The sequence below is a fragment of the Halobaculum sp. MBLA0143 genome (genome assembly GCF_041361465.1).
Classification (GTDB): Archaea; Halobacteriota; Halobacteria; order Halobacteriales; family Haloferacaceae; genus JAHENP01.
In genome coordinates this window covers 2674930-2696851 of sequence record NZ_JBGKAC010000001.1, presented here as the reverse complement: position 1 = coordinate 2696851, position 21922 = coordinate 2674930, and the positions used below count along the sequence as shown (strand labels likewise).

Sequence of the window (21922 nt, the reverse complement as noted above, 5' to 3'; positions counted from 1 at the left end):
CCAGACGACCCGTGACAGAACACGTCGCGTTCGTCGGCACCGCCGGCGGCGTCGGGACGACACGCACCGTAGTCGAGACGGCGGCGGCGCTGGCGCGAGACGGCCGTCGGGTCCACGTTCTCGACGCCGCCTACGCCACCCAGGGGCTCTCGGAGTACGTCGACGGTCGGATCGACCCGGACGTGACGGCCGTCTGTCTGGACGAGGGCTCGCTGCCGGCCGCGAGCCACCGGCTCGACTTCGGCACGGCCGGCGAGGCCGTCGTCACGCCCGCTCGGGCGCCGTTCGAGCGGGTGGCCCGCGCGAAGGCGACGGAGCCGGCAAGACGGCTCGGCGACCTCTGTTCCGAGGCCGCCGCGAGCGCCGACCACGTCCTCGTCGACGTGCCGCCCGTCGCGGCCAACCAACACGTCGCCGCCGTCCGGGCGGCAGACCGAATCGTCGCCGTCGCCACGGCCGACGGCGGCGACGCGCTCCGTCGAACCGTCGACACCCTCGCGGACCTCGACGCCGGGGTCGACGCGGTCGTCTCCACCCGAGGTGAACTGGCCGCGGCCGACGCCCCCCATCCGCCGGCGCCGGCGCCGGACGAACCCCCGGCGGCACTGGGTGACGACCACGACGCCGCGGCCGTCCTCGCAGCGACCGAGACCGTTCTGGAGGCGGAGCTCGACGTCCAACCGCCGGAGGCGGGCCCGCTGGACCGCCTCCGGAACCGACTGCGAGACGGCGAGCCGACGCTGTCGTCGTCGTGACCACCCAGTTACTCCCCGCAAACGGTCCGATCTGTCGGACGGCTGTAGCTTCCGCACACCAGGAATTCAAGTAAGATAACGAGGCGCAGTTTGAGGCGTGAGTACGGTATCAGAGGCTTGCCCGGAGTGTGACGCACGACTGACAGCAACAGGCGACGAGACCGTCTGCAGCGAGTGTGGACTGGTCGTCCGTGCCGATCGGATCGACCACGGTCCGGAGTGGCGACACTTCGACGACGACGGGACGGACCCCAGACGGACGGGGGCGCCGCTCACCCGGTCGCGCCACGACCGCGGACTGTCGACGGAGATCGGCTCGACCCGCCAGACCGGCCGTAAACGCCGGCAGTGGGCTCGGCTCCGTCGACAGCACACTCGCGCGCGGATCCCGACGAAGCGCGAGCGCAACCAGGTGTACGCCTTCACGGAGATCAGACGGCTCGCCGGCCAGGAGTCGCTCGGCGACCGGGTCCGCGATCACGCCTGCACGCTGTTCAGAGAGGCACAGGACGCCAACCTGATCCAGGGGCGGTCGTTGGAGGGGTTCGCGGCCGCGACCGTCTACGTCGCCTGTCGCGTCGCCGGCGTCGCCCGAACTCGCTCGGAGATCGTCGCCGCGGCGAAGGCGACCCGAGCGGAGCTGACGGCCGCCTTCGACGCGATGAACCGCGAACTGGGGCTGCCGGTCGGGCCGGTAGACCCGGCCGAGTACGTTCCCCGGTTCGTCTCCCAACTCGGGCTGTCGACGGCGACAGAACGTCGCGCTCGCGAGTACGTCGAACAGGCACACGACCGTGGACTGGTCGCCGGCCGCAACCCGGCCGGCGTCGCCGCGGCCTGCGTGTACGCTGCCGGCCTGGAGACTGGCGCCGACTGCACGCAGCGTGACGCCGCCGCGATCGCGGACGTGACCGCCGTGACGATCAGAAACACCTACTCGAAGCTGGAGTGAGCCGCCGGGGTCACTCGACCCCGTCGTAGTACGGCCGACACGCCCGGAGACTCGTCGCCAGTTCTCGCACCGCGGCGGCGGCGTCCGTCTCGGGCGCCCGCTCTGTGACCGGCCGTGACGACTCCCCGTCGAGCGTCGTCGCCAGCGCCGGTGTCTCCGGGACTGGCGTCACCGGGGCGGCGAGTGTCGCCCGGACGACGGCCGTCGGCGGGTCCTCACCCACCCGAGCGAGCGCGACGGCGACCAGTTCTGCCGCCAGGTCGCGCGCGACCGCTCGGGTCCGGACGGCGTCCGCCAGCGCCCACCGCCGCGGCGAGGCGACGAGCAGACAGACGTCCGCCAACGCCAACGGGACGCCGGTGTCGGCCCGCAACCCGGTCGGACAGTCGACGACGGCGTCTCGGTCGCCGGCGGCCCGTCGAACGGCGTCTTCGAGCCGCCCGAGGTCGGCCGCTCGCGCCCCGGCGAGCGACCGACCACACGCCAACACCGACACCGGGCCGCCACGCACCGCCTCCCGCGGCGCCGCCCGCCCGGCCAACACGTCGTGGAGGTCCGGCCCGCGACCGCGGGGCAGGTCGCCGACTGCCAGGTCGGCGTCGACTGCGAGTGCGTCCAGTGCCCCGGCGAGTTCGTACGCCAGCGTCGACTTCCCGACGCCACCCTTCCCGCCGCAGACGGCGACGATCACGACAGGCGCCGAAGACTGTCGACCGGTACCGTCGCCTCCGCCGCACGGTCGGCCAACTCCTCGGCCCGCCGGGCGAGTATCCGCAGCGCGGTCTCGTCGCGCGCGACGGCCTGTTCCAGCGTCGCCGGCGTGTGGTGGGTGTCCCGCAGCGCCGCCGTCGCCTCGGGGACGCCCGCCTCGGTCGCCGCCGCACGCTCGACCCGTTCGGCTGCCGCCTCCAGGTACGCCGCGACCGCCGTCGGTACCGCCCCGTCCGCGAACGGCTCCTCGGCGGGCACCGGCGGCGCTCGGCCGTCGTCTGCCGCCGTGCCGCCGTCCACTGCGACCGAGGCCGCCGCCGCGTCGACTGCGGCGGGTCCCGTCGACTCGCCGACCGCGACGGACGCCGTCGCACCGTCGACGACCGCCCGCGGCGGCGCCCAGTCGTCCAACTCCCGGCGGGCGTGTCGCACCCGGTCGCCGTCGCCCGACAGCGTCGCCGGGTCGCCGACCGCCGCCACCTCGGCCGGCTCCGTCGGCCGTTCGTCGCCCACCGGGCTGGCGTAGCCGACCGCGCGGCTGGCGTACGCCGGCAACACCGTCGTGTAGCTGCCGTCCGTCCACCCCCGCTCCGGGACACCGTCGCGCCGCGGCGGCAGTGTCGCGCCCGGGAGCCTGTCCCGGAGTCTGACTGCCCGTACCGTCCCCGTCCGGTTGTGGAGACGACAGGTGACGAGCGCCATCCCGCGGAGAACCGTCGCGTCGGCTTCCAGTTCGACCGCCCTCTCTCCTACCGTCGTGTCGTCGGCTGTTGTACGTCCGCCCGTGCTGTCGTCGGCTGCTGTGTGTCCGCCCGTGCTGTCGTCGGCTGCTGTACGCCAGTTCGTGCTGTCGTCGCTGTGTCGCACGCCGCGTGTGGCCGCGTCACCGGTGATAAGTTGCCGGGCGCGTCTGGCTCACACCAGTTTGATGTGGTCGCCGTCCGGGAGGTACACGTCGCCCCGAGTCTTCAGCTTCTCCAACTCTTTTTCTACCTTCGACTCCTCCATCCCCACCTCGTCGGCCCGTTCCATCACCCGGTCCCGGGGGGCACCCGGCTCGTCTTCGTACTCGTCGTCCACCTCGCGGAGGAGATCTTTGAGGTTCTTGATCCGGTCGCGCTGTGTCTTCGAGGTGCCCGTCTCCACCACGTCGGCGTCGAACTCCCCGGTCTCCGGATCGACGCCGATGTCCTGGAGACACGACCGGACGATGTCGATCACCCGCTCGGCGTCGTCTTCGGACACCTCGTCGGCCAGCCGTACGCGCGCCGACGCCTCCGCCAGCCTGACTGTCGCCTCCAGCTTCCGGGCCGTCACCGGCACCGGGGCGTCCTCGTCTGCCCCCTTCGCCCGGAGGTCGACGTAGAACTCCTGGATCGCGTCCCTGGCTGCGTCCGTCATCCGCGGGTAGCAGTTCCGCTTGGCGTACGCGACGTACTTCCGGAGCAGCTCCGCGTCCACGTCCGGCGCGACGTCTTCGGTCACGTTCTCCACCTCCTCGCTGGTCACCTCGCTGTTCGTCATCTCCGTCTGCTGGGTGCTCAGCTCCCCCGCGTAGTTCGTCTTCAGGATGTGGTCGGCCAGCTTCGCGTCGTGGTCCGGGTCCGGCTGGTCTGTCACCGTGAAGATCAGGTCGAACCGCGAGATCAACGCCGGCTCCAGGTCGATCTGCTCGCCGATCGGCTCGTACTGGTCGAACCGCCCGTACTTCGGGTTCGCCGCGCCGAGCAACGAACACCGAGACTTGAGTGTGGCGTTTATTCCGGCCTTACTGATGCTAATAGATTGTTGTTCCAATGCTTCGTGCATTGCTGATCTATCGTCCGCAGCCATTTTATCTAGCTCGTCGACGGCTGCAATTCCTTTGTCGGCGAGCACGAGCGCCCCCGCCTCCAGCGTCCACTGTTGGCCGTCGCCGAAGTCGTCGCGGACCGCCGCCGCGGTGTTGTGTGTCACGACACCGTTGGCGACGAAGTTGTTCGTCTCGGGCACCGTCAGGTCGTACAGCTCCTTTTCGCCAGTGTCGACGGCCGCGACGACCTCCTGCCACCGCAGGTCGGACTCGGCCACGGACTCGACGAGCGGCGCTGCCTCGCCGAGATCGAGATCCTGGCGCATCGAAATGGCACGCCCACGGTCGGGGTCGTCTCCTCCGACGACGACGTTGTGATACGATCCTGCGACTGGAACGTCGGCCGCCGCAAGCTGGCTTCCAATCGGGAGACGATCGTCTCGGTCTGTCGTCTGGGCGGCGATCCGACTGAGTGCAGCACGCTTTGCGTCCGAGCCGAACCCGATAGCCTCTGCGTACCGCTCGATGTCACTGCCGTACACCTCGACGTGGTACTGGACGTGATTCGACTCGATCGTCCGACCGTCTGCCAGCGTCGACTTCCCGCGACGGTCTCGCTCACGAACCCGCGCCTGCACCCCGTACGTCTGTAACATCGTGCGGACCTGACGCGCGAGTTTCTCGCTAATCGTCGAGAAGTGGATACTCGATCCACCGTTGTCTCGCTCGGAGATCGAGCCATCGGCGTCCATCAGTCCACGGAGGAATGCGTCGGTGTGCTCGGCCGTCGTCAACTGGCTGTCGAGCGACAGGTTGACCTTCGGTGTCGTCATCCCGATACTGTCGAACAGCCGGGCGACCGTGGCACTGTGAAGCCGAACAGACGGAACCCTTTCGCCTTGCCGCTCGATCTCGACGCGCTTGCCGAAGACGGACTCTATCAGCTCGATGGCACGTCGTAGCAACGCTTCGTCACCGTTCGAGATACGAATCATCCCCCTGTTGCCCCCTCGCCGGGACAGGGCGATGTCTCCGTCTCCGTACGTCAACCCGATAAGGTACATCAGATCGGAATCGAACTCCGTCGGAATTTCGACACTGTCCCCGTGACGGGGCATCGCCCGATCGGCGTCGATGTCGTCCCAGTCTGCGCTCGTCTCTGTGACGATTCGATCGAGGTACTCGACTGGGACGTGTCTGTTAGACAACGTATCGTAGACGAAGTCTTCAGACAGTTCCAGTCCGGCGGCTGCGTCTCGGAGCGTCCCGAACTGCTCGGTCAGTGCGTCTCGGAGGCGTTCCACAGAGTCGTCGGTTAGATCGAGCTTCTCGTTCGTGTACTCCACGTACTCGTCGACCGGTGGAGAAGATCGCTCGATCTCGTCGAACTTCGGCGTCGCAACGTGGTCTCCGGCGTCGACCTCCGAAATCGGCTTCCACTCGGGACCGTCGTCGCCACACGTCAGGACCGGCGTGTTTCGTGATGTCTCTAGCTCTGCTCCGGCCGCCGTCTCGATCCGCCGACACGGCTTCGGCGGCATCCGCCAGACGTGTGATGTCGAAGCGACTGTCGTCTCGCCGGCCGCCTCGTCGTACGTGTAGAGGTCGTACTCCCGCTCGACCGCTGTCTCTGTCTCGACCGACTCCGGAATCTCTGGAGCGACGAGATCGTCGATTCGTCTGATCCCGTCTGCGGTGTGGACGAGCGTGTCCCCAGTGACACACAGCCCCGCCGCGGACGACCCCTTCCCCGAGGTGTAGACGGACCGCGGCGCGATGTTCTGCGTGTACGAGAGCAGTTGGGACTTTCCTGTACCAGGATCACCTATTAATAACATGTGAAGATCGCCACGAATTCTAGACTCGTCCGGGAGGTGTTTCGTCACCCCGCCGAACAGTTGGAGGATGATGGCGAGCTTCTCCTGCTCGTAGCCGTAGATCGACGGCGCGACGGAGTCGACCATCCGTTCGTAGATGTTGGGGCTGTCCGCGAGTTCGAGGATCTCCGTCACGTCCTCGTCGGAGATCTCCATGTCCTCGAACTCCTCGTCTTCGATGGTGACAGCCACGCCGTCCATGTACAGGTCGAACAGGGCGGTCTTCTCGTTGCCGGAGGTCTGTTGTTCGATGTGGAGGACGCCGCCGACGCTGACGTGGTCACCTGGCGTCACCTGGCCACACACGTCGTCTTCCAGGTAGACGTCGATCGACTGTGGGGTCTCGCCGCCCCGCAGCCCCTCCGGCGACTCCTGCACCCGGATCGTCTGGGAGTCGACGAACTCCGACTGGTCGTGGTTGATCCGGAACGGCCCCTGTCGCTCACACCCCTGACACTCGTGTGGCTCCTGGAACCCCGAATCCGACTGCGGGATGTACGTCATCGTCCCACAGCGCTGGCACTCGAAGGCCGCCTCCACGATCTTCGGGCGCACGTCTGTCGCCTTCCGGACGATCCCCTGGACCGCCACCATCGACCCGATGTGGTCGTCGACGACCCGGATGTTCCGGATGTCGATCGTGCTGGCCGCCGGGAGCCCGTGGACCCTGACGTGTGCCTGCCCCAGCGACACGTCCGCCGGGAGGTCGTACGTCCGCAGCGCCTCCTCGGCGATCTCCCGCATGTCTTCGGGCTTGTTGAGGTAGCGCTCGGCCAACTCCGCGTCGAACCGGTAGAGATCGTCGTACGCGACGTACAACGACCGTTGCTCGTTGGGGTACCGCTGGGCCAGCTCCGCGATCTCCGACTCGTAGTACCGCCTGTAGAATCCTCGGAACTGCTCCAGTTCCTGACGCTCCACCTGACTCATCGTACACACTCTGGTGCGCGTCGGGCTAAAAGGAACGGGTCGAAACGGGGTGGGCCGACGAGGCTCTCCGAGGCGCGAGAGAGTCGCTGGCCCGAACGCTCTTGCGGCTCGGTATCCTCCCTTCGGACGTGACGACGAACTCCAGAGCGATCCAGCTCGACGACGACGTGTACGAGCGGTTGGCGGCCGAACGCCGCGACGACGAGTCGTTCTCGGAGACTGTCGACCGGCTCCTCGGCGACGGGGACTCTCTCGATCTTGACGCTGGGAGCATCCTCGACCTCTACGGCGAGCGCGCCGACCGCGGCACGGACGAACTCCGGGAAGCGATCGACGGTGCGAGTGAGCAGAACCGAGAGCGCGTCGACGAACTCCGCGACCGCGCTCGGAGTGACGGATGATCGTCGACACCTCGTACGTGTTCGATTTAGTTGACAGCGACTGCGCTGTGTTCGAGACCGGCAAAGAGTTTGGGAGGGTCTAAGACCGCTGAGGACACTGACGATAGTCGCTGTTGAGCTGTTCATCGGCTTGGATACTACGGATCATAAAAAGACCTGTGAGAATGAGAGTCCGAACTGCATGAGTGTAACAGTTGGTACACTGGTGTGCCAAAGAACTGCGTATTCCTACAAACTAACCTTGGAGCCGCAAGACAAATACCAGAAACAGTTCAGACCCTAGACCGAAACAAATCGTACAATGCCAGGGAGATCACCAATACCAACGACAGTGCCAACCGAAGCAGCTACGACCGGTCCCTCCGGCAGTATTATTGATGTACTTACGGTACTTGCGACCTTGGCCGCCGGTGGCATTGCAGTCTACGCAAGATACAGACTAAAAAAGTATAGAATAGAAAAAGGAATAAAATCGGAAATCGCACAAATGGAAGGGGTAAAAAGGTGCAAGAGTATGATGGAAGAGAGAGACAGATCTCCCACCGATACTGATCTTGAACCATCGGAACTTCCGCCGCCGCAGTCAATGCCAACAAACATATATGAAAGTAATACAGACAAAATAGGGATGATGTCTAATGTTGAACGGGTGATTTCATTCTACACAGAATTGCTAAGATATAAGGCTATAATAAAGCGAGTTAGGGAGGGTGAGGAGGTACCGAAAGCAGATCAAGAGGATCTATACGATCGCATTGGGTCCCTGGAAGACGAAAGGCAAGGCTTATTTGGCGACGGCTGGGTTGAAGAATACGTTGAATAGCAGACGTTAAGTTGCAGCGAGGACTACCAGAGCATGGTTGAGGATACCCAGAACAATATGAGCGAGCTTGATTTCATTGAGGCAAAAAACAGAGGATTCTCCTCTGCTAGAGACTTCTTTTCGTACATTGATGATGTTTCAGCACTTGACAGCTTTAACGGAAACACTAATATTGTCGCGTCGATTAATAACTACGGCGGCAGATCGCAGTTCTTTAATTCGCTAGACTCGCAGTTTGAAATACTTTGGTCCAATGATGACTTGCGCCTGATGGTCGCAAACACTGCAGGGAAAACGATCCCATACTATGTTTATTATGATGATCACTTCCCTGTGTTTTTAACCACTGCTAATATCACTGATGAAATGCCTCCAACCATTGAGAGGTTCCTAAGATCTGATAGACAATTGGGTCGATTCTGGATGTCAATGGAGCAAATGGACAAGCTACGCCTTCAGATGTCTCGCAAGTACTCTGGGCTCGTTATACCCTTCTTTACTGCTAAGTACACACAACACTCAGGGCAAGAGTCTCAGAGGCGGGCAGATATCAGCCGGACTATCTCCTACTGGGGTGATGATGGAAAGGAGTCGTACAAAGAAATGAGAGGAAAGTACGGGGTTGGCCCAACTAATATCAGATTTAGCCGCCCTGGTCACTTTAAATTCGGGGTTAAGTCTGAAGGTGTTTTCACACATATGGATGGACCAGTCGGCGAGATTTGGGAACTCTTGGAATCAGAAAAAAAGAGAAAGCAGCAAGTTAAAAGCGTGATCAACTCCGGAGGTACTGGTCAATCGAGTAGTAGAGTGTTTGAAGAAACGAAAGTATCTGCTAGTGAGCCATGGGCGGTGAAATTAAACAACGAAATCGGAGATCGTGACCTAAACGAATTTAAAAGCAGAGTAGAAGACGAAAAGTGGGAATTTGACCTATCCGAATACAGAACAAATACACACAGCTTTGAGGCAGAAGTTGTGGACAAAATATCATACGGGAGAACAGAGATGATTGGGAGCGGCGGAAGAATACGGATATTCCCTATAGATGGAAATGATATTGATCCACAAATACGAACGTATAATCTTGTACAAGATCATTTTGATTCAGACTGTAGTCCGGAGGTGGTCTGATGATATCTGTCCAAAAAGTCGACTGCGACAATAAAGAGAAGAAACTGAGCCCATCTGACTGGGAGAGCTTCTGTGAGCTGTATGAAAAAATGTACAAAAATACGCCGGATGAGTCAGTCAGAAAGGTTGTAAGATCAGAGGTCCGGGCTAAGGGTCCAAAGCATGAGGTATTTTCAGCTATTAAAGATGCTTTCATCCCCTCTAATAACGATACTAGACCGTATGAAGCGGCTTTTACTAACCCTCTTCACGAAGTGAAAAATAATAAAGCGGACTTACTTGTCGTTTCTGCAAAAAGGTATATAAATCTTTGCTTTGTCTTTTGTAAGCCGAACACAGATAACTACGAAAATTGGGCGATAGAAATAAATAGAGTAAAAAATCTCTTTGAAGAAAATAAAAATAAAATAAAAAAGCAGTTGGGGCACCAGTCAAAATCTGTGGCGGAAGTCCAATACGCGACAGTTCTACCGAAAGAAGATATTGCAGACATCGATCTTTCACCGGTTGTAAGGGCGATTAATGTCAGTAACTACTCCGTCTGGTCCGTTGATGATGACTACAAGCCCTCCGACAGCACTAGCGCAATGACTCAAGTTAAAATTGAAGACGGCAAAGTCGGTGATAGTAGACTGAGGTCTATTCTAAACTCAGGAATTGATTATAGAAATGCAAAAAACAACGATATAGTAGTCTCTCTCTTCACCTCCTCTCGTGTAGTGTTGAAAGAAATACTAATATCTATTATGTATAATAATTTGTCGACTGGTCAAGAGGAACCAAAAGAATTCGACAAGGCTCAGTTTATAAGCGAATTTGTATCGCTGTGTGAGGTTGGGGGATCAAAAGGAATAAAGAAAGAGAAGCTGAAGGACAGAGCTAAGGAACATCTGGAAAAAGGTGTGAATCTTGGGGTTATTGCAGACCAAGACTCGAAACTAAAGTCAAACAAAAGCTATCGGATAATGTACCAGGGAGATGGGCCTGGTCCAATAAGTGATATGATAAACAAAAAAGTAGTTAAAAGTAAGATTCCAATGAAGAAGGCAGAGATAGCGTATGATAAGGCACGACGTGAATTCTCTCCTTCCGATCCAGGCAACCCCAGCTTGGACGATTATAAATAGCTCTGGCAATTTAAACTGGTACGAAACTTTTAACTATTGATTTTATAAAATTCCTAAGAACTCGTATATAGAGTGGGACCGCCCGGATTCGAACCACGGTCACTCCGCTCACTCCGTTCGCTTCGTTCCCTGCTCCGAATCCGGACGGTCCATCTGCTCCTCACTTCGTTCGTCGCAGAGTGGGACCGCCCGGATTCGAACCGGGGTCACGGGCACCCAAGGCCCGGAGTATACCACTAACCCACGGTCCCGCAGACAACACTCCACCCAGCAGCCGTTAAAGCGTTTCGTCCCCACGACCCCGAGCCACCCGCTACCACGCTTCCCGGGAACGTTATCCGACAGCCACCACTACTACAGATCGATGATGGCGACGACACACGTCCTCGCGGGCGTGCTGGTGGGACTCGCGGCGGTCGCGGTCGCGCCGGTCGAGGCCGCGCCGGTCGTGATCGCGGCCGCGCTCGGGGGGCTCACCCCGGACTTCGACCTCCTCGGCGCGCACCGCCGCACCCTCCACTTCCCGGCGTACGGGACGGGCGCGGCGGCGTTGGCGACCGGGCTCGCCTGGGCCGTCCCGACGACCGCGACGGTCGCGCTCGCGGCGTTCCTCGTCGCGTTCGCCCTCCACGCCGTCAGCGACGCCTTCGGCGGCGGGCTCTCTCTGCGCCCGTGGGAGCCCAGCTCCGACCGCGGGGTGTACGAACACCTCCGAGGCCGGTGGCACCGCCCGCGACGGGTCGTCCGCTACGACGGCGCCCCCGAAGACGCCTTCCTCGGACTCGCGCTCGCGCTGCCGGCGTACGCCCTCTTGGGACCGACCGGGCGACTGGCCGTCCTCGGACTGCTCGTCGTCTCCGTCGTCTACACGGTCGGCCGGCGGACGCTGGTCGACGGCGGCGAGAGCCTGATGCGGTGGCTCCCCCCGGGAATCGCCCGCCGGCTCCCGGAGTCGTTGGTCGGCGACCTCCGGTAGTGGGAGTGTTCTACCGACTCCGCAGCGACGGGAGAAGCTATCAGTCTGGCCCGCCTACGTCGAGGTATGCGATACCTCGTGGCAACGGACGGATCCGACGCGAGCGAGGCGGCCGTGGATCACGCCTGCCGACTCGTCGAGCGAACGGGCGGGAGCGTCTCGCTGGTCCACGCAGTGAACCCGACCGTCTCCGCCGAGGGCGGATCACGACGGGACGGGGATCGACTGGTCCAGAGCGTCGCCGACGCCGAGGAGCGCGGCGAGCGACTGCTGACCGAGGGGGAACGGCGCGTCACGGACCGCGGCGTCGACGTGGCCGACACCCACCTCCTGTACGGTGAGCCGACGGAAGAGATTCCGGCACTGGCGGCCGAGGAGTCGTACGACGGGATCGTGGTCGGCCACCGCGGGCTGTCGGACCGTTACGAGCGGGTCCTCGGTAGCGTGGCCAAGGGGCTCGTCGGCCGGACGGATATTCCCGTCACGGTCGTCAGGGACGACTGAGCCGTGGCTGTCGTCTTCGTCTACGGGACGCTGACGGAGCCGGACCGGGTCGCCGAGGTCGTCGACTCGTTCGTGTTCGTCGGCCCGGCGGTGTTGACCGGTCTCCACGCGGTCGAAGGTGAGTACCCGACGCTGGCACCTGGTGGGTCGGTCGGTGGACGACTCCTCCGAACGGACGGCTACGCCGCGCTCGACGCCTACGAGCGTGTCGACGACGGACTCTACACCCGAGTGTCTGTCCCGACTGTCGAGGAGTTCGACGGCGAGACGGAGTCTGTCGCGGTCTACGTCGGCGACCCCGACCGACTCGGTGCCGACGCGACGTGGCCCGGCGACGGAGAGTTCCCCGAGCGAGTCGCTCGGTACGTCGCCGGTCGACCAGTCGAGATCACACGCGCCTGAGTGTGTCGACAGTCGACAGACCGCTTCGGAGTGTGGTACTCAGTCTACGGCCGCCGACGGACGGCACACAGCCGTCAGACAATCAGACTACCCCGTCGCAGTCGTGCGATTTCACTTTCACCCTACGGGGGTGAGGTTTAGGTAACTCCGGCCAAGTCGATGTAGTGCACGTCACACGCGTGTATCCCCGATCACGCCTCACCTCCCCCGGTGAGGTTCGTGACTGTCCGGAAAACCGACTACTGTCGACTGTGTCGAACGGAGCGGGCCCGACCGTCGTCAGTCACTCGTCTGGCTCGTCCCGTGCTCCGTGGCGTCGTCGTGTTCGAGTGCAGACTGGACCTCCTCCGTGATAGGGAACCGTGTTGGCATACTTCTACAGTTGTGCGTATCCGTATTGGAAGTAGACGCTAACAACTTAGATCGACCAGACTGAGGGTGTCTAATAGAACAGACTGACGCAGTCTCCCGAGCGTGCGGCCGGAGGAAAACCACTAACACCGGCCGTCGGGTCGGGTGAAGTGTGCTCACTCTCTCGGACGTCCACGCGGCCAGAGAGGCCGTCGACGAGGTTGCCAGGCAGACCCCGCTGGAACACTCCAACACCTTCTCGGAACAGACGAACGCCGAGATCCACCTGAAGCTGGAGAACCTCCAACGGACGGGGTCGTTCAAGATCCGTGGCGCGGCCAACCGGATCGCACAGCTCACCGACGCCGAGACAGAGGCCGGTGTGGTAACTGCGAGTGCCGGCAACCACGCACAGGGAGTGGCGCTCGCGGCCGAACGGGCCGGCGTGGACGCGAAGATCGTCATGCCACAGTACGCGCCGGTGTCGAAGGTGGACGCGACCAAGAGCTACGGCGCTCGGGTCGTCCTCCACGGCGCCGACTACGACGCGGCCCAGACCCGTGCCCACGAGATCGAACGCGAGGAGAGCCGCACGTACGTCCACGCTTTCGACGACGAGTTCGTGATGGCGGGTCAGGGCACGATCGGCCTAGAGATCGCCGAAGCGATCCCGCGCGTCGACACGGTCGTCGTCCCCATCGGCGGCGGCGGCCTGATCTCCGGTGTCGCCACGGCGCTGAAGGGTGAACTGGACGACGTGCGTGTCGTCGGTGTCCAGGCCAGCGGCGCAGACTCGGCGGCCCGGTCGCTGTCGAAGGGACGACGGACGGCGACGACCGGCGTCGACACGATCGCCGACGGAATCGCCGTCTCGGAGGTCGGCGAACGCACGTTCCCGGTGATTCGGGAACGGGTCGACGAGGTCGTCACCGTCTCCGACGAGGAGATCGCGCTCGCGCTCACGCTCCTGTTGGAACGGTCGAAGACGCTCGTGGAGGGCGCCGGGGCGGTGGCGTTGGCGGCCGTCCGCGAACGCGCCTTCGACTACGACGACGGCGAGGTGATCGTCCCGACGCTGTGTGGGGGCAACATCGACCTCAACCAGCTCACCACGGTCGTGATGCGCGGACTCGTCCAGATGGGTCGGTACCTCCGCATCCGAACGGAGCTGAAGGACCGACCGGGTGCCCTAGAGGGACTGATCGAACTCATCTCTACCAACGACGTGAACATCTACGCGATCCGCCACGACCGCACCTCCCGCGACATCGCGGTCAACGCCGCCGACGTGGTCTTAGACTTGGAGACCCGCGACGAAGACCACGGCGCGGCCTTAGTGGCTGCACTCGAAGAACACGGCTACGACGTGGAAGTGCTCGTCTGACGCTGGCGTAAATCTCATTTCGCTATATAGAATCGCACCCTCGTCCCGTTCCACCGCGATTTATGTTCACCGCGGGCGTGGCCTGCGCCGTGAAGCGAGTCGTATCCACCGACGACGCCCCCGCGGCGGTGGGCGCGTACAGTCAGGCGACGACGAACGGCGACCTCCTGTTCACGGCGGGACAGATTCCGCTGACGCCCGACGACGAGCTCCGGGCGGACGCACCCGTCGCCGAGCAGACGGAGCTCGCCTTGGACAACCTCACCGCGGTGCTCGCGGAGGCCGGCGCGGAGCCGACGGACGTGCTGAAGGTGACCGTGTTTCTCGACGACATCACCGACTTCGACGAGATGAACGAGACGTACGCGACCTACTTCGACGAGGAGCCGCCGGCGCGGTCGGCCGTCGAAGCGGGAGCGCTCCCGAAGGGGGTCGCCGTCGAGATCGAGGCGGTCGCTTCGCTGGAGTGACGCCGCGTCGGAGAGCCGCCCTCCTGTGGGGCGCAATCGGCGCGCTGTCGTTCCTCGTAGCCGCCCAGGGGTACGTGCTGTTGGTCGCCCGGCTTCCCGTCGGCACCCTCGGCCTCCTGGGAATCGGCCTGCTCGTCGGCGGGACGACGACAGCCGTCACCTACCGGCTGTCGGGACGGTTCGCACGGAAGGAACAGCGTTAAGACGCAGAAGGCGAGTAGTTCGGAACGGAGCCGGGATGGCCGAGTGGTAAGGCGCACGCCTGGAAAGCGTGTTCCTTCACGGGATCGGGGGTTCAAATCCCTCTCCCGGCGTTTTAGCAGTCTGAAGCTACAGGACTTATGATCATTCGTAGTTTGGCCGGCTTCTAGTGACTAACGACTCGTGAATAGCACATATAGTTGACAAATACCAACAGTGGCAAGTGCAATAGAGATGGAAGCGATAGCACTGCTTTTGGAGCTAGTGAGAGCAGCTATAGCTACAATAATTGCTGCTGATAGCAAAAGTGCCACTACTGAACTCCCGGATAAAAGGGATATAAAAAATACAAATGCTGAAAAGAGAATAAAGAACGCAACTAGTGCTGGCCCCAAATTAAAAACTGCTGAAATCGAATCTGGAATATACGCAGCAGAGATAACGAGCAGAAAAAAAGTGGTGGTAGTAGAAATGATGCTGTTGAACGCTTTGACCATGGGTACTAACATTGTCTGTGCAGATAAATATGCTTTGATAAAGAAGTCAATAAATAACTAACATAAAATAGGACAGTAGCAGCAGCATAGTGTGAGAACCAGAGAAAAGTTTACCAAGACAGAGAAGCATAGGTCGTATTATGACGGAAAAAAACTGGCAGTGATGTGAGCAGACGAGAAGCACTGCGTGCTGTTGGAGCTGGTATCGTAGGTACTGGCGGACTTTCGTCAGCTGCGTCTGCTGATTCAAACCGAGTCAGCGATGGCAAACAGGCTGAGGTTATCAGACATCTTCGAGAAGACTCAGAGGTGAATCGTCTCGTTGAATTTGCTCGCTCTCGCGGGTGGGACCCACAGTTCGCATCGACATCAGTGTTTGAGTTCGATGTGAACAATCTAGGAGCTTCGGAAGAACTCAGGCAGAACAGTGGACAAATGACCACTGCTGTTGTTCCCTTTGAGAGAGCAGAGAAAATCAGAAAACATGAAAGTGTCGAACGAATAGAACTAGTGTGGAGTGATACAGAGGTAAAGGCTTCAAAATCGGACTCCAAGGATACAACATTCATCTCGGAGCTATCAATACAAGGGGAGGCGGCGGAGTTCCGGTCTTACCGAGTAAAACGGCAAAATGTTGAAGTTCTTAGTACTGGATCTATAACTAGAGAAAGCAACGGCGCTACAACTGATTCTACATGTGGAACTGGAATTTCAAGCTCTATTGTTACGAATTCCCAAGAACCTCCTGTATACTTGGGCTGTTAGGAACTAGTATCGGGTGTGCCTCGTGTATCACCGGTAATATTCCCGCATGCCTGGCCTGTGCTCTCGGTCATGCCTCGTCTGTCTTTGCTGGTTGCTTTGTCAAAAACTGTGATGTCGTTTGTGCCCCAAAGTTCACCGAACCATCCGGCGGAGCGGGTTACGTTCCCGATTCGGAAGAGCACGTCAGTTGCGATGGGAAAGTGGGACCAGAGTGGGAGTGTAATGACTACTCTATAAGTTAGAGACAGAAAAATCTCATATGGCCGTAAAGTGAATACTTCTGCTTCCTGCTTCTATTTCCCGCGGCGACTGTCGCCCGAGACCGACGGTCGGGTGTGTTCCGTGCCGCTGCCGCGTTCCGTCTGGCCGCGACCCTTCCGGCCCGCGTTCGTCAGTCCGCGGAACGCACGCCCCTTGTGGTCGTCGCTACAGATCCAGTTGAGGTCGTCGTCGTTCTCGATGGCCGCGTGCTCCGGGTCCACGAGGATCGTCTCGAACCACTTCTGGGAGCCGTCCTCACCGACCCAGTAGCTGGCGAGCACGCGCAGGTTCGGGTACTTTCGAGAGACCCGTTCCTCGCCGATGCGCTGGGTGGACTTCCGGCGACCGATCCGGTTGACACCCTGGCGCTTCGACCGACGACCGGCCTTGTGTCGTTGCTTGCGGGCGTTGCCCTTCCGGACGGACACCCGAGTGACGACGATCCCCTGCTTGGCCTTGTAGCCCAGTTCGCGGGCCTTGTCCAGCCGAGTCGGGCGGTCGACGCGGACGATCGCGCCCTGGTCGCGCCACTCCTGTTTCCGTTGCCACTGCAGTTCGGCGAGTTTCCCGTCGCTCGGGTCTCGCCACGCCTCCTTGATGTGGGAGTAGAAGCTTCGTGCCATGTGTGTCTCCTGCGGGCGCTTGCGATTCAGTCCGCGGGGTCACCGCGGGCCACATCTCGTCCCGGCGTACCGGGTGCCCGCCGGCGGCCCACTGGCCGGCGAGTTGCTTCCCCTTCTTCACGCCCCGTCTTGAACACTTCGAAGCGCCCTCGTCCGACGAACGGCCCGTTCGCCGGTGCGAGCGCCCCGGAGACGGCCGTTTCTCAGCCCCGGCTGAACGGGCGTTTCACCCGGGTGAGGGCCGGCTGGAGCCACGGGGCTTATATTTCACCACACCGTGTGTGTCCCTGATGAGCGACCCAACGGTGACACGCCTGTTCGGAGGCCCCGGCAGCGGGAAGACGACCGCGCTGCTGGACCGGGTCGAGGGTCTCCTCGAGCAGGACGACGTGGAGGTGCGAGACGTACTCGTCGTCTCGTACACGCGAGCGGCGGCCGCCGAGGTGCGCGAACGCCTCGCCGAGCGGCTCGACACGACACCGCGACACCTCCAGGGCAACGTCTGCACGATGCACGCGAAGGCGTACGAACTCCTCGACCTCTCTCGGGGCGACGTGGTGGGAGAAGACGAGAAAGAGGAGTTCTGCGACGAGTTCGGCCTGGAGTTCGAAGACGAGTACTCCGGGGCCGGTCGGCGGACGGCCCGCTCGACTACGCTCGGCAACAAGATCATCGCCACCTCCCAGTGGCTCCAGCGGACGAACCGCGACGTGGCCGACTGGTACGACGTGCCGTTCCAGTGGGACGAAGAGGAGGTGCGGCTGCCGCCGGACATCGACCCGGAGGCACAGGACGGGAACAAGTACACCCCGACCTGGCCGTTCGACGACGACCGCGTGAGTGTCCCGGAGGCGATTCGCGGCTGGCGCAACTACAAGGGTGAAGACGACGTGGTCGGCTTCGCCGATATGCTGGAACGAGTGCACCAGCGCTCGCTGCTCCCGAACGTCGACTACCTCGTGATCGACGAGTTCCAGGACATCACCACGCTCCAGTACAAGGTGTACGAGGAGTGGCGGCCCCACATGGAGCAGTGTCTCATCGCCGGCGACGACGACCAGGTCGTGTACGCCTGGCAGGGTGCAGACCCGGACCTCCTGTTGGACACCCGTGTCGACGACGACGAGGTGCTCCCCAACTCCTACCGACTCCCCTCGAAGATCCTCAACGTGGTCAACCGCGAGGTCCGTCACATCGACAAGCGCCAGGAGAAGGACCTCGAACCGCGCAAGGAGGGCGGCCGCGTCGAGGCCGTCGAGTCTCCGTCCATCCTCGATCTGGTGCGGAACGTCCGTGGCACCGTCCGCGAGACGGACGACGACACCCTGATGGTGTTGTTCCGCGCCCGCTACCAGATGTTCCAGTTCATCGACCAGTTCATCACCGAGGGGATCCCGTTCTCCTGTCTCACGGACCAACGGATGTGGACGGACCGACTCACGGACTACGTCCGGGCCATCGAGAAGGTGGACCGCGACGAGGCACTGACCGCGCTGGAGGCCCGCCGGCTGGCCGACATCCTCCAGGAGTCCGCGTTCGGGACGGCCGACCGCGAGGAGCTGTACGACTTCTTGGACGAGGTGGAGGAGACCTCCGAAGAGGACGACCTCGCGGAGATTCCCCTGTCGCCCGAGGACGTATCCGAGCGCATCCCGTTCATGCCCGGCCCCGCCAGCGCCGCGGACATGGCCCGCAAGATCACCTCCTTCCAACGGAAGTCGCTGAAGGCGTACTTCCCGGGTGACTACGACGGGATGGACCCCGACCGCGTCCGTCTGGGAACGATCCACTCCGCGAAGGGTCGTGAGGCCGACCACGTGTTCGTCACCACGGACCTCACGGAGAAGGTGGTCGAGCAGATGGCCGCCCAGGCCGCCCAGAACGACGTCGAGGTGGAGGGTGTCGACGAGTTCACCAAGACGACCGACCCGGTTCCCGTCCTGACGGACAACGAACGCCGTGTGTTCTACGTCGGGATGTCGCGCGCCCGCGAACGGCTCGTCATGTTGGAGAACCTGATCGACGGCGCGCCGACACTGCCGATCAGTGTCGTCCTGGAGAACGAACTCCGCGAGGAGCCCCCGACCGAGGTCCTCGGCGAGATCGCCGACGACGGCGAGACCGTCGAGCCCGAGGCGGAGTGACGCCCGCTCGAACGACTCCCTTTTTACCGTCGCGTCCCGGGTCACGAGCGTGACCGACGGGCACGACGCCCCCGCGACGCCTGCCCCGACGACGGCCTACGACCCACTGACCGACCACCTCCCGTTCGTCCACGTCGGCGACCGGACGGACGACGACCTGCGGTACCTCACGCGGTTTCGCGGCCCGGACCGCCCGTACGCCTTCGTCGCCGTTCCGGGTGTCGACGGCCCTCGGACGACACTGTGTGCGCCGTCGTTGTTCGCCGACCAGGCTCGCCGAGAGTTCCCCGGCGACCAGGTGGAGACGGCGACGACCGGTCGCCCCGCGGGCGAACGCGCCGCGGCGGTGTTGACGGACGCGGGCGTCGGGGACAGGCTCTCCGACGTCGAGGGCGATGTCTCTGACATCGAAGGCGATGTCTCTGACATCGAAGGCGATGTCTCCGACATCGAACTCCACGTCCCGTCTCAGATTCCCCACGAGGCGGTCGCGTACCTCCAGCGCGCCGGGTTCGAGGTGACGGCCACGACCGCCGTCGGCGAGGCCCGCTGTCGGAAGACGGAGACGGAGATCGACTGTCACCGCCGCGTCCAACGGGCGGCCGCACTCGGGCTCGCCCGCGCCGAGACCGTGCTCGCGGAGGCGGTCGCGGACGGCGACGAGCTCCGCTGGGACGGCCGACCGCTGACGACGGAACGGCTCCGCCGCCAGGCGGAGTCCGTCCTCGCGGCCGCCGGGGTCGCGCCGGCCGGCAACAGCGTGATCGGCGCCGGCGAGACGGCCGCCGACCTCCACTACGTCGGTGACGACCGGATTCGTCCAAGCGAGACCGTCCTGATCGACCTCTCGCCGCGCGGTCCGGCGGGCTACTACGCCGACATCACGCGGACGTTCGTCGTCAGCTCCGACGGCGGCTGGGACCGCCGCGCGTACGTCGCCTGTGAGGCTGCCCGCGAGGCCGCACTGGCCGAACTGGCCGACGGCGCCGGCGTCGCCGCCGCGACCGTCCACGAGGAAGCCGCCGCGGAGCTGGCCGCCCACGGCTTCCGAATCGACTCCGACACGGTCGGGTTCACCCACTCGACGGGCCACGGCGTCGGACTCTCGCTCCACGAGCCGCCGTCGCTGTCCGGCGACGCGGTGCTCGCCGCCGGCGACGTGATCACCGTCGAACCCGGGGTGTACGACCCCGAAGAGGGTGGTGTCCGGCTCGAGGACCTCGTCGTCGTCCGCGAGGACGGCTACGAGCTCCTCCAGCCGTACCCGTTCGGCTCGACTCCTCGCGTGCGGGAGTTGGAGTGAGCGCGGTTCGAACACAGGCCTCGCTCGCGTCTTCGAGGCGCGGGGGTCGCTTCGCTCGCGCCGACGCGCTCGCGGGTCGCTGCGGTCGGGCGGCTGCGCCGCCCGAGTCAGCGGGACCTTCGGTCCCGCCTCACTCCCCGCTCGCGTTTTCGAGGCACGCGGCTCACTCCGTTCGCCGCGCGCCTCGCACTCCGGAACGGTTTTGCAACTCCCCCCACACCCTCCGGTGATGGACCACGAGGCCGTCACCGTGTTGTTGCCCACGTACGAGGAGGCCGAGACGGTCGAGCAGATCGTGACCGGTTTCCGCGACGCGGGGTTCGACGACGTTCTCGTGATCGACGGCGGCTCCGCCGACGACACCCGCGAACTCGCCCGGGAGGCCGGCGCCCGCGTCGAGATCCAGTCCGGCAGCGGCAAGGGCCAAGCCGTCCGGGAGGCGGTCGCCGAACACGTCGACCGACCGTACGTGCTCCTGGCGGACGCCGACTGCACGTACCAGCCGTCCGACGCCGACGCGATGTTGCAGCCGTTGTTCGAGGGCGCCGACCACGTCGTCGGCGACCGCTACGGCGACATCCACGAGGACGCCATGACCCGGTTCAACGACGTCGGCAACTCCGTGTTCAACCGGCTGTTCCGGCTGATCCACGGCGAAGACTACGCCGACATCCTCTCCGGCTACCGGGCGTTCACCGTCGAGTCGTTCCGACGGCTCCGACTCCGCGCGGACGGCTTCGGGATCGAGACGGAGATGTCCGTGGAGTGTGCCCGCCGCGGCCAGTCCGTCGCGGTCGTCCCGATCACCTACCTCCCGCGCCCGGACGGCTCCAGCACCAACCTCCACCCGATCAAGGACGGCTGGATCATCCTCGCCGCGCTCTACCGGAAGGCCAAGACCTCCAACCCACTGTTCTACTTCGGGAGCGTCGGAGTCGTCTCGGGGCTGCTCGGCGGGCTGATCGAGGTGTACGTCGCCTACGAGTGGCTGTTCCGCCGGATCTCACACGAGGTGTTGGCGTTCGCCGGCGGCACGCTCATCATCCTCGGGATCCAGTTTCTCGTGTTCGCGACGCTGTCGGACCTGGTCGTCACTCTCCACGACGAACTGCTGGACCGGATCGAACAACTGGAGACGCGCGACCGCAGCGAAGAGCACGACGACGGCGGACTCCGAGACTAGAAGGGTAACAACCCCCGCAGCCGCGCGACGATGGAGTTGGCAGTGCGCTGGCGGTGCGCCTCGAACACCGGGTGGAGCGCGTCCAGTAGTTCCCCTTCGCGCTCGAACCGGTCGCCCGGCACCTCCTCTAAGGCGGCCGACAACGCGAGCGTGTTGCCGCCGGCGTCGTACGGAATCGACGGCTCCCCCAGCGCCTCGACGACCTCTCGGCTCGTCGCCGGGAAGGTGAGATTGGCCTCGTCCAGTCGTGCGTCGAGTGCGGCGATTCCGAACGCGATCGCCTCCGGCTCGTCGTCGCCCCCTTGCGGCGGTCTGACTGCCATCGCCAGTCGATTGGGCGTCGCCCCGCAAAAGCG

Annotated in this window: 22 protein-coding genes and 2 tRNA genes; 18 read left to right on the top strand and 6 right to left on the bottom strand. The window is 63.0% G+C overall.

Translation table 11 applies throughout. The features are described from left to right. Positions 1 to 11: 11 nt before the first annotated feature. Entirely contained in the window at positions 12 to 755 is a 744-nt protein-coding gene (locus tag RYH79_RS13960; protein ID WP_370900141.1) for an AAA family ATPase, read from the top strand. Positions 756 to 852: 97 nt separating this feature from the next. Next, positions 853 to 1707, top strand: coding sequence for a transcription initiation factor IIB (locus tag RYH79_RS13955; RefSeq protein WP_370900139.1), 855 nt, complete (start codon positions 853 to 855; stop codon positions 1705 to 1707). Between the two features lie 10 nt (positions 1708 to 1717). Here the strand turns inward: RYH79_RS13955 and RYH79_RS13950 are convergent, their stop codons facing one another. The 3 genes from RYH79_RS13950 to RYH79_RS13940 are packed head-to-tail and all read right to left on the bottom strand — an operon-like array spanning position 1718 to position 7017. Continuing rightward, positions 1718 to 2398, bottom strand: coding sequence for a MinD/ParA family ATP-binding protein (locus RYH79_RS13950; protein WP_370900137.1), 681 nt, complete (start codon positions 2396 to 2398; stop codon positions 1718 to 1720). After that, on the bottom strand, positions 2395 to 3285 hold the full coding sequence (locus RYH79_RS13945) for a DUF7857 domain-containing protein (RefSeq protein WP_370900135.1): 891 nt from the start codon (positions 3283 to 3285) through the stop codon (positions 2395 to 2397). Before RYH79_RS13945 ends, RYH79_RS13950 begins: the two co-directional genes overlap by 4 nt. A gap of 48 nt (positions 3286 to 3333) precedes the next feature. Further along, a complete protein-coding gene (locus RYH79_RS13940; RefSeq protein ID WP_370900133.1) occupies positions 3334 to 7017 on the bottom strand; it encodes an LAGLIDADG family homing endonuclease in 3684 nt (1227 codons plus the stop codon). 128 nt (positions 7018 to 7145) lie between these two features. On the opposite strand from RYH79_RS13940, the gene RYH79_RS13935 reads away from it, so the two are divergent. From RYH79_RS13935 to RYH79_RS13920, 4 genes are all read left to right on the top strand, one after another. Next, on the top strand, positions 7146 to 7418 hold the full coding sequence (locus tag RYH79_RS13935; protein ID WP_370900131.1) for an antitoxin VapB family protein: 273 nt from the start codon (positions 7146 to 7148) through the stop codon (positions 7416 to 7418). Between the two features lie 301 nt (positions 7419 to 7719). Continuing rightward, a complete protein-coding gene (locus RYH79_RS13930) occupies positions 7720 to 8241 on the top strand; it encodes a hypothetical protein (RefSeq protein WP_370900129.1) in 522 nt (173 codons plus the stop codon). A 33-nt stretch (positions 8242 to 8274) separates the two neighbouring features. Then, positions 8275 to 9375, top strand: a complete 1101-nt coding sequence (locus RYH79_RS13925; RefSeq protein WP_370900127.1) for a hypothetical protein — start codon at positions 8275 to 8277, stop codon at positions 9373 to 9375. Beyond that, positions 9375 to 10502 carry a hypothetical protein gene (locus tag RYH79_RS13920; RefSeq protein WP_370900125.1) on the top strand — a complete coding sequence of 376 codons (1128 nt, stop codon included), beginning with the start codon at positions 9375 to 9377 and terminating at the stop codon, positions 10500 to 10502. The genes RYH79_RS13925 and RYH79_RS13920 overlap by 1 nt, the downstream gene beginning before the upstream one ends. 180 nt (positions 10503 to 10682) lie before the next feature. On the opposite strand, the gene RYH79_RS13915 is transcribed toward RYH79_RS13920, so the two are convergent. After that, positions 10683 to 10753: transfer RNA gene (locus RYH79_RS13915), tRNA-Pro, on the bottom strand. Between the two features lie 113 nt (positions 10754 to 10866). On the opposite strand from RYH79_RS13915, the gene RYH79_RS13910 reads away from it, so the two are divergent. The 9 genes from RYH79_RS13910 (at position 10867) to RYH79_RS13870 (ending at position 16052) form a co-directional block, all read left to right on the top strand. Beyond that, a complete protein-coding gene (locus tag RYH79_RS13910) occupies positions 10867 to 11478 on the top strand; it encodes a metal-dependent hydrolase (RefSeq protein WP_370900123.1) in 612 nt (203 codons plus the stop codon). A gap of 78 nt (positions 11479 to 11556) precedes the next feature. After that, positions 11557 to 11982 carry a universal stress protein gene (locus tag RYH79_RS13905; RefSeq protein ID WP_370900121.1) on the top strand — a complete coding sequence of 142 codons (426 nt, stop codon included), beginning with the start codon at positions 11557 to 11559 and terminating at the stop codon, positions 11980 to 11982. A gap of 3 nt (positions 11983 to 11985) precedes the next feature. Beyond that, the gene (locus RYH79_RS13900) at positions 11986 to 12384 is read left to right on the top strand and encodes a gamma-glutamylcyclotransferase family protein (RefSeq protein WP_370900119.1); all 399 of its coding nucleotides are present in this window, start codon (positions 11986 to 11988) and stop codon (positions 12382 to 12384) included. Between the two features lie 523 nt (positions 12385 to 12907). Next, positions 12908 to 14119: a threonine ammonia-lyase gene (gene ilvA, locus RYH79_RS13895; protein WP_370900117.1), complete on the top strand. Its 1212-nt coding sequence runs from the start codon at positions 12908 to 12910 to the stop codon at positions 14117 to 14119. Positions 14120 to 14208: 89 nt separating this feature from the next. Next, the gene (locus tag RYH79_RS13890) at positions 14209 to 14589 is read left to right on the top strand and encodes a Rid family detoxifying hydrolase (RefSeq protein ID WP_370900115.1); all 381 of its coding nucleotides are present in this window, start codon (positions 14209 to 14211) and stop codon (positions 14587 to 14589) included. Further along, positions 14586 to 14792 carry a DUF7981 family protein gene (locus RYH79_RS13885; RefSeq protein WP_370900113.1) on the top strand — a complete coding sequence of 69 codons (207 nt, stop codon included), beginning with the start codon at positions 14586 to 14588 and terminating at the stop codon, positions 14790 to 14792. Before RYH79_RS13890 ends, RYH79_RS13885 begins: the two co-directional genes overlap by 4 nt. 29 nt (positions 14793 to 14821) lie before the next feature. Next, a tRNA-Ser gene (locus RYH79_RS13880) sits at positions 14822 to 14903 on the top strand. 103 nt (positions 14904 to 15006) lie between these two features. Further along, positions 15007 to 15348 carry a hypothetical protein gene (locus RYH79_RS13875; RefSeq protein WP_370900111.1) on the top strand — a complete coding sequence of 114 codons (342 nt, stop codon included), beginning with the start codon at positions 15007 to 15009 and terminating at the stop codon, positions 15346 to 15348. Positions 15349 to 15452: 104 nt separating this feature from the next. Next, positions 15453 to 16052 carry a hypothetical protein gene (locus RYH79_RS13870; RefSeq protein WP_370900109.1) on the top strand — a complete coding sequence of 200 codons (600 nt, stop codon included), beginning with the start codon at positions 15453 to 15455 and terminating at the stop codon, positions 16050 to 16052. Positions 16053 to 16345: 293 nt separating this feature from the next. On the opposite strand, the gene RYH79_RS13865 is transcribed toward RYH79_RS13870, so the two are convergent. Continuing rightward, the gene (locus tag RYH79_RS13865; RefSeq protein WP_370900107.1) at positions 16346 to 16936 is read right to left on the bottom strand and encodes a 50S ribosomal protein L15e; all 591 of its coding nucleotides are present in this window, start codon (positions 16934 to 16936) and stop codon (positions 16346 to 16348) included. 290 nt (positions 16937 to 17226) lie between these two features. Here RYH79_RS13865 and RYH79_RS13860 point away from each other — a divergent pair, with 290 nt between their 5' ends. The 3 genes from RYH79_RS13860 (at position 17227) to aglJ (ending at position 21566) form a co-directional block, all read left to right on the top strand. Continuing rightward, positions 17227 to 19080 (top strand): UvrD-helicase domain-containing protein, encoded by a 1854-nt coding sequence (locus tag RYH79_RS13860; RefSeq protein ID WP_370900105.1) that lies wholly within the window; start codon positions 17227 to 17229, stop codon positions 19078 to 19080. 106 nt (positions 19081 to 19186) lie between these two features. Next, complete coding sequence (locus RYH79_RS13855; protein ID WP_489753361.1) at positions 19187 to 20383, top strand: M24 family metallopeptidase; 1197 nt, start codon at positions 19187 to 19189, stop codon at positions 20381 to 20383. A gap of 229 nt (positions 20384 to 20612) precedes the next feature. After that, positions 20613 to 21566 (top strand): S-layer glycoprotein N-glycosyltransferase AglJ, encoded by a 954-nt coding sequence (aglJ, locus tag RYH79_RS13850; protein WP_370900101.1) that lies wholly within the window; start codon positions 20613 to 20615, stop codon positions 21564 to 21566. Here the strand turns inward: aglJ and RYH79_RS13845 are convergent. Continuing rightward, on the bottom strand, positions 21563 to 21889 hold the full coding sequence (locus RYH79_RS13845; RefSeq protein ID WP_370900099.1) for a DUF5789 family protein: 327 nt from the start codon (positions 21887 to 21889) through the stop codon (positions 21563 to 21565). The genes aglJ and RYH79_RS13845 overlap by 4 nt on opposite strands. Positions 21890 to 21922 lie beyond the last annotated feature (33 nt).

Bases quoted from the DNA above. Each gene is read 5' to 3' on its own strand.
- RYH79_RS13940 (WP_370900133.1), bottom strand. From the start codon at position 7,017: ATGAGTCAGGTGGAGCGTCAGGAACTGGAGCAGTTCCGAGGATTCTAC.
- RYH79_RS13930 (WP_370900129.1), top strand. From the start codon at position 7,720: ATGCCAGGGAGATCACCAATACCAACGACAGTGCCAACCGAAGCAGCT.
- RYH79_RS13925 (WP_370900127.1), top strand. From the start codon at position 8,275: ATGGTTGAGGATACCCAGAACAATATGAGCGAGCTTGATTTCATTGAG.
- RYH79_RS13920 (WP_370900125.1), top strand. From the start codon at position 9,375: ATGATATCTGTCCAAAAAGTCGACTGCGACAATAAAGAGAAGAAACTG.
- RYH79_RS13910 (WP_370900123.1), top strand. From the start codon at position 10,867: ATGATGGCGACGACACACGTCCTCGCGGGCGTGCTGGTGGGACTCGCG.
- RYH79_RS13865 (WP_370900107.1), bottom strand. From the start codon at position 16,936: ATGGCACGAAGCTTCTACTCCCACATCAAGGAGGCGTGGCGAGACCCG.
- RYH79_RS13860 (WP_370900105.1), top strand. From the start codon at position 17,227: ATGAGCGACCCAACGGTGACACGCCTGTTCGGAGGCCCCGGCAGCGGG.
- aglJ (WP_370900101.1), top strand. From the start codon at position 20,613: ATGGACCACGAGGCCGTCACCGTGTTGTTGCCCACGTACGAGGAGGCC.
- RYH79_RS13845 (WP_370900099.1), bottom strand. From the start codon at position 21,889: ATGGCAGTCAGACCGCCGCAAGGGGGCGACGACGAGCCGGAGGCGATC.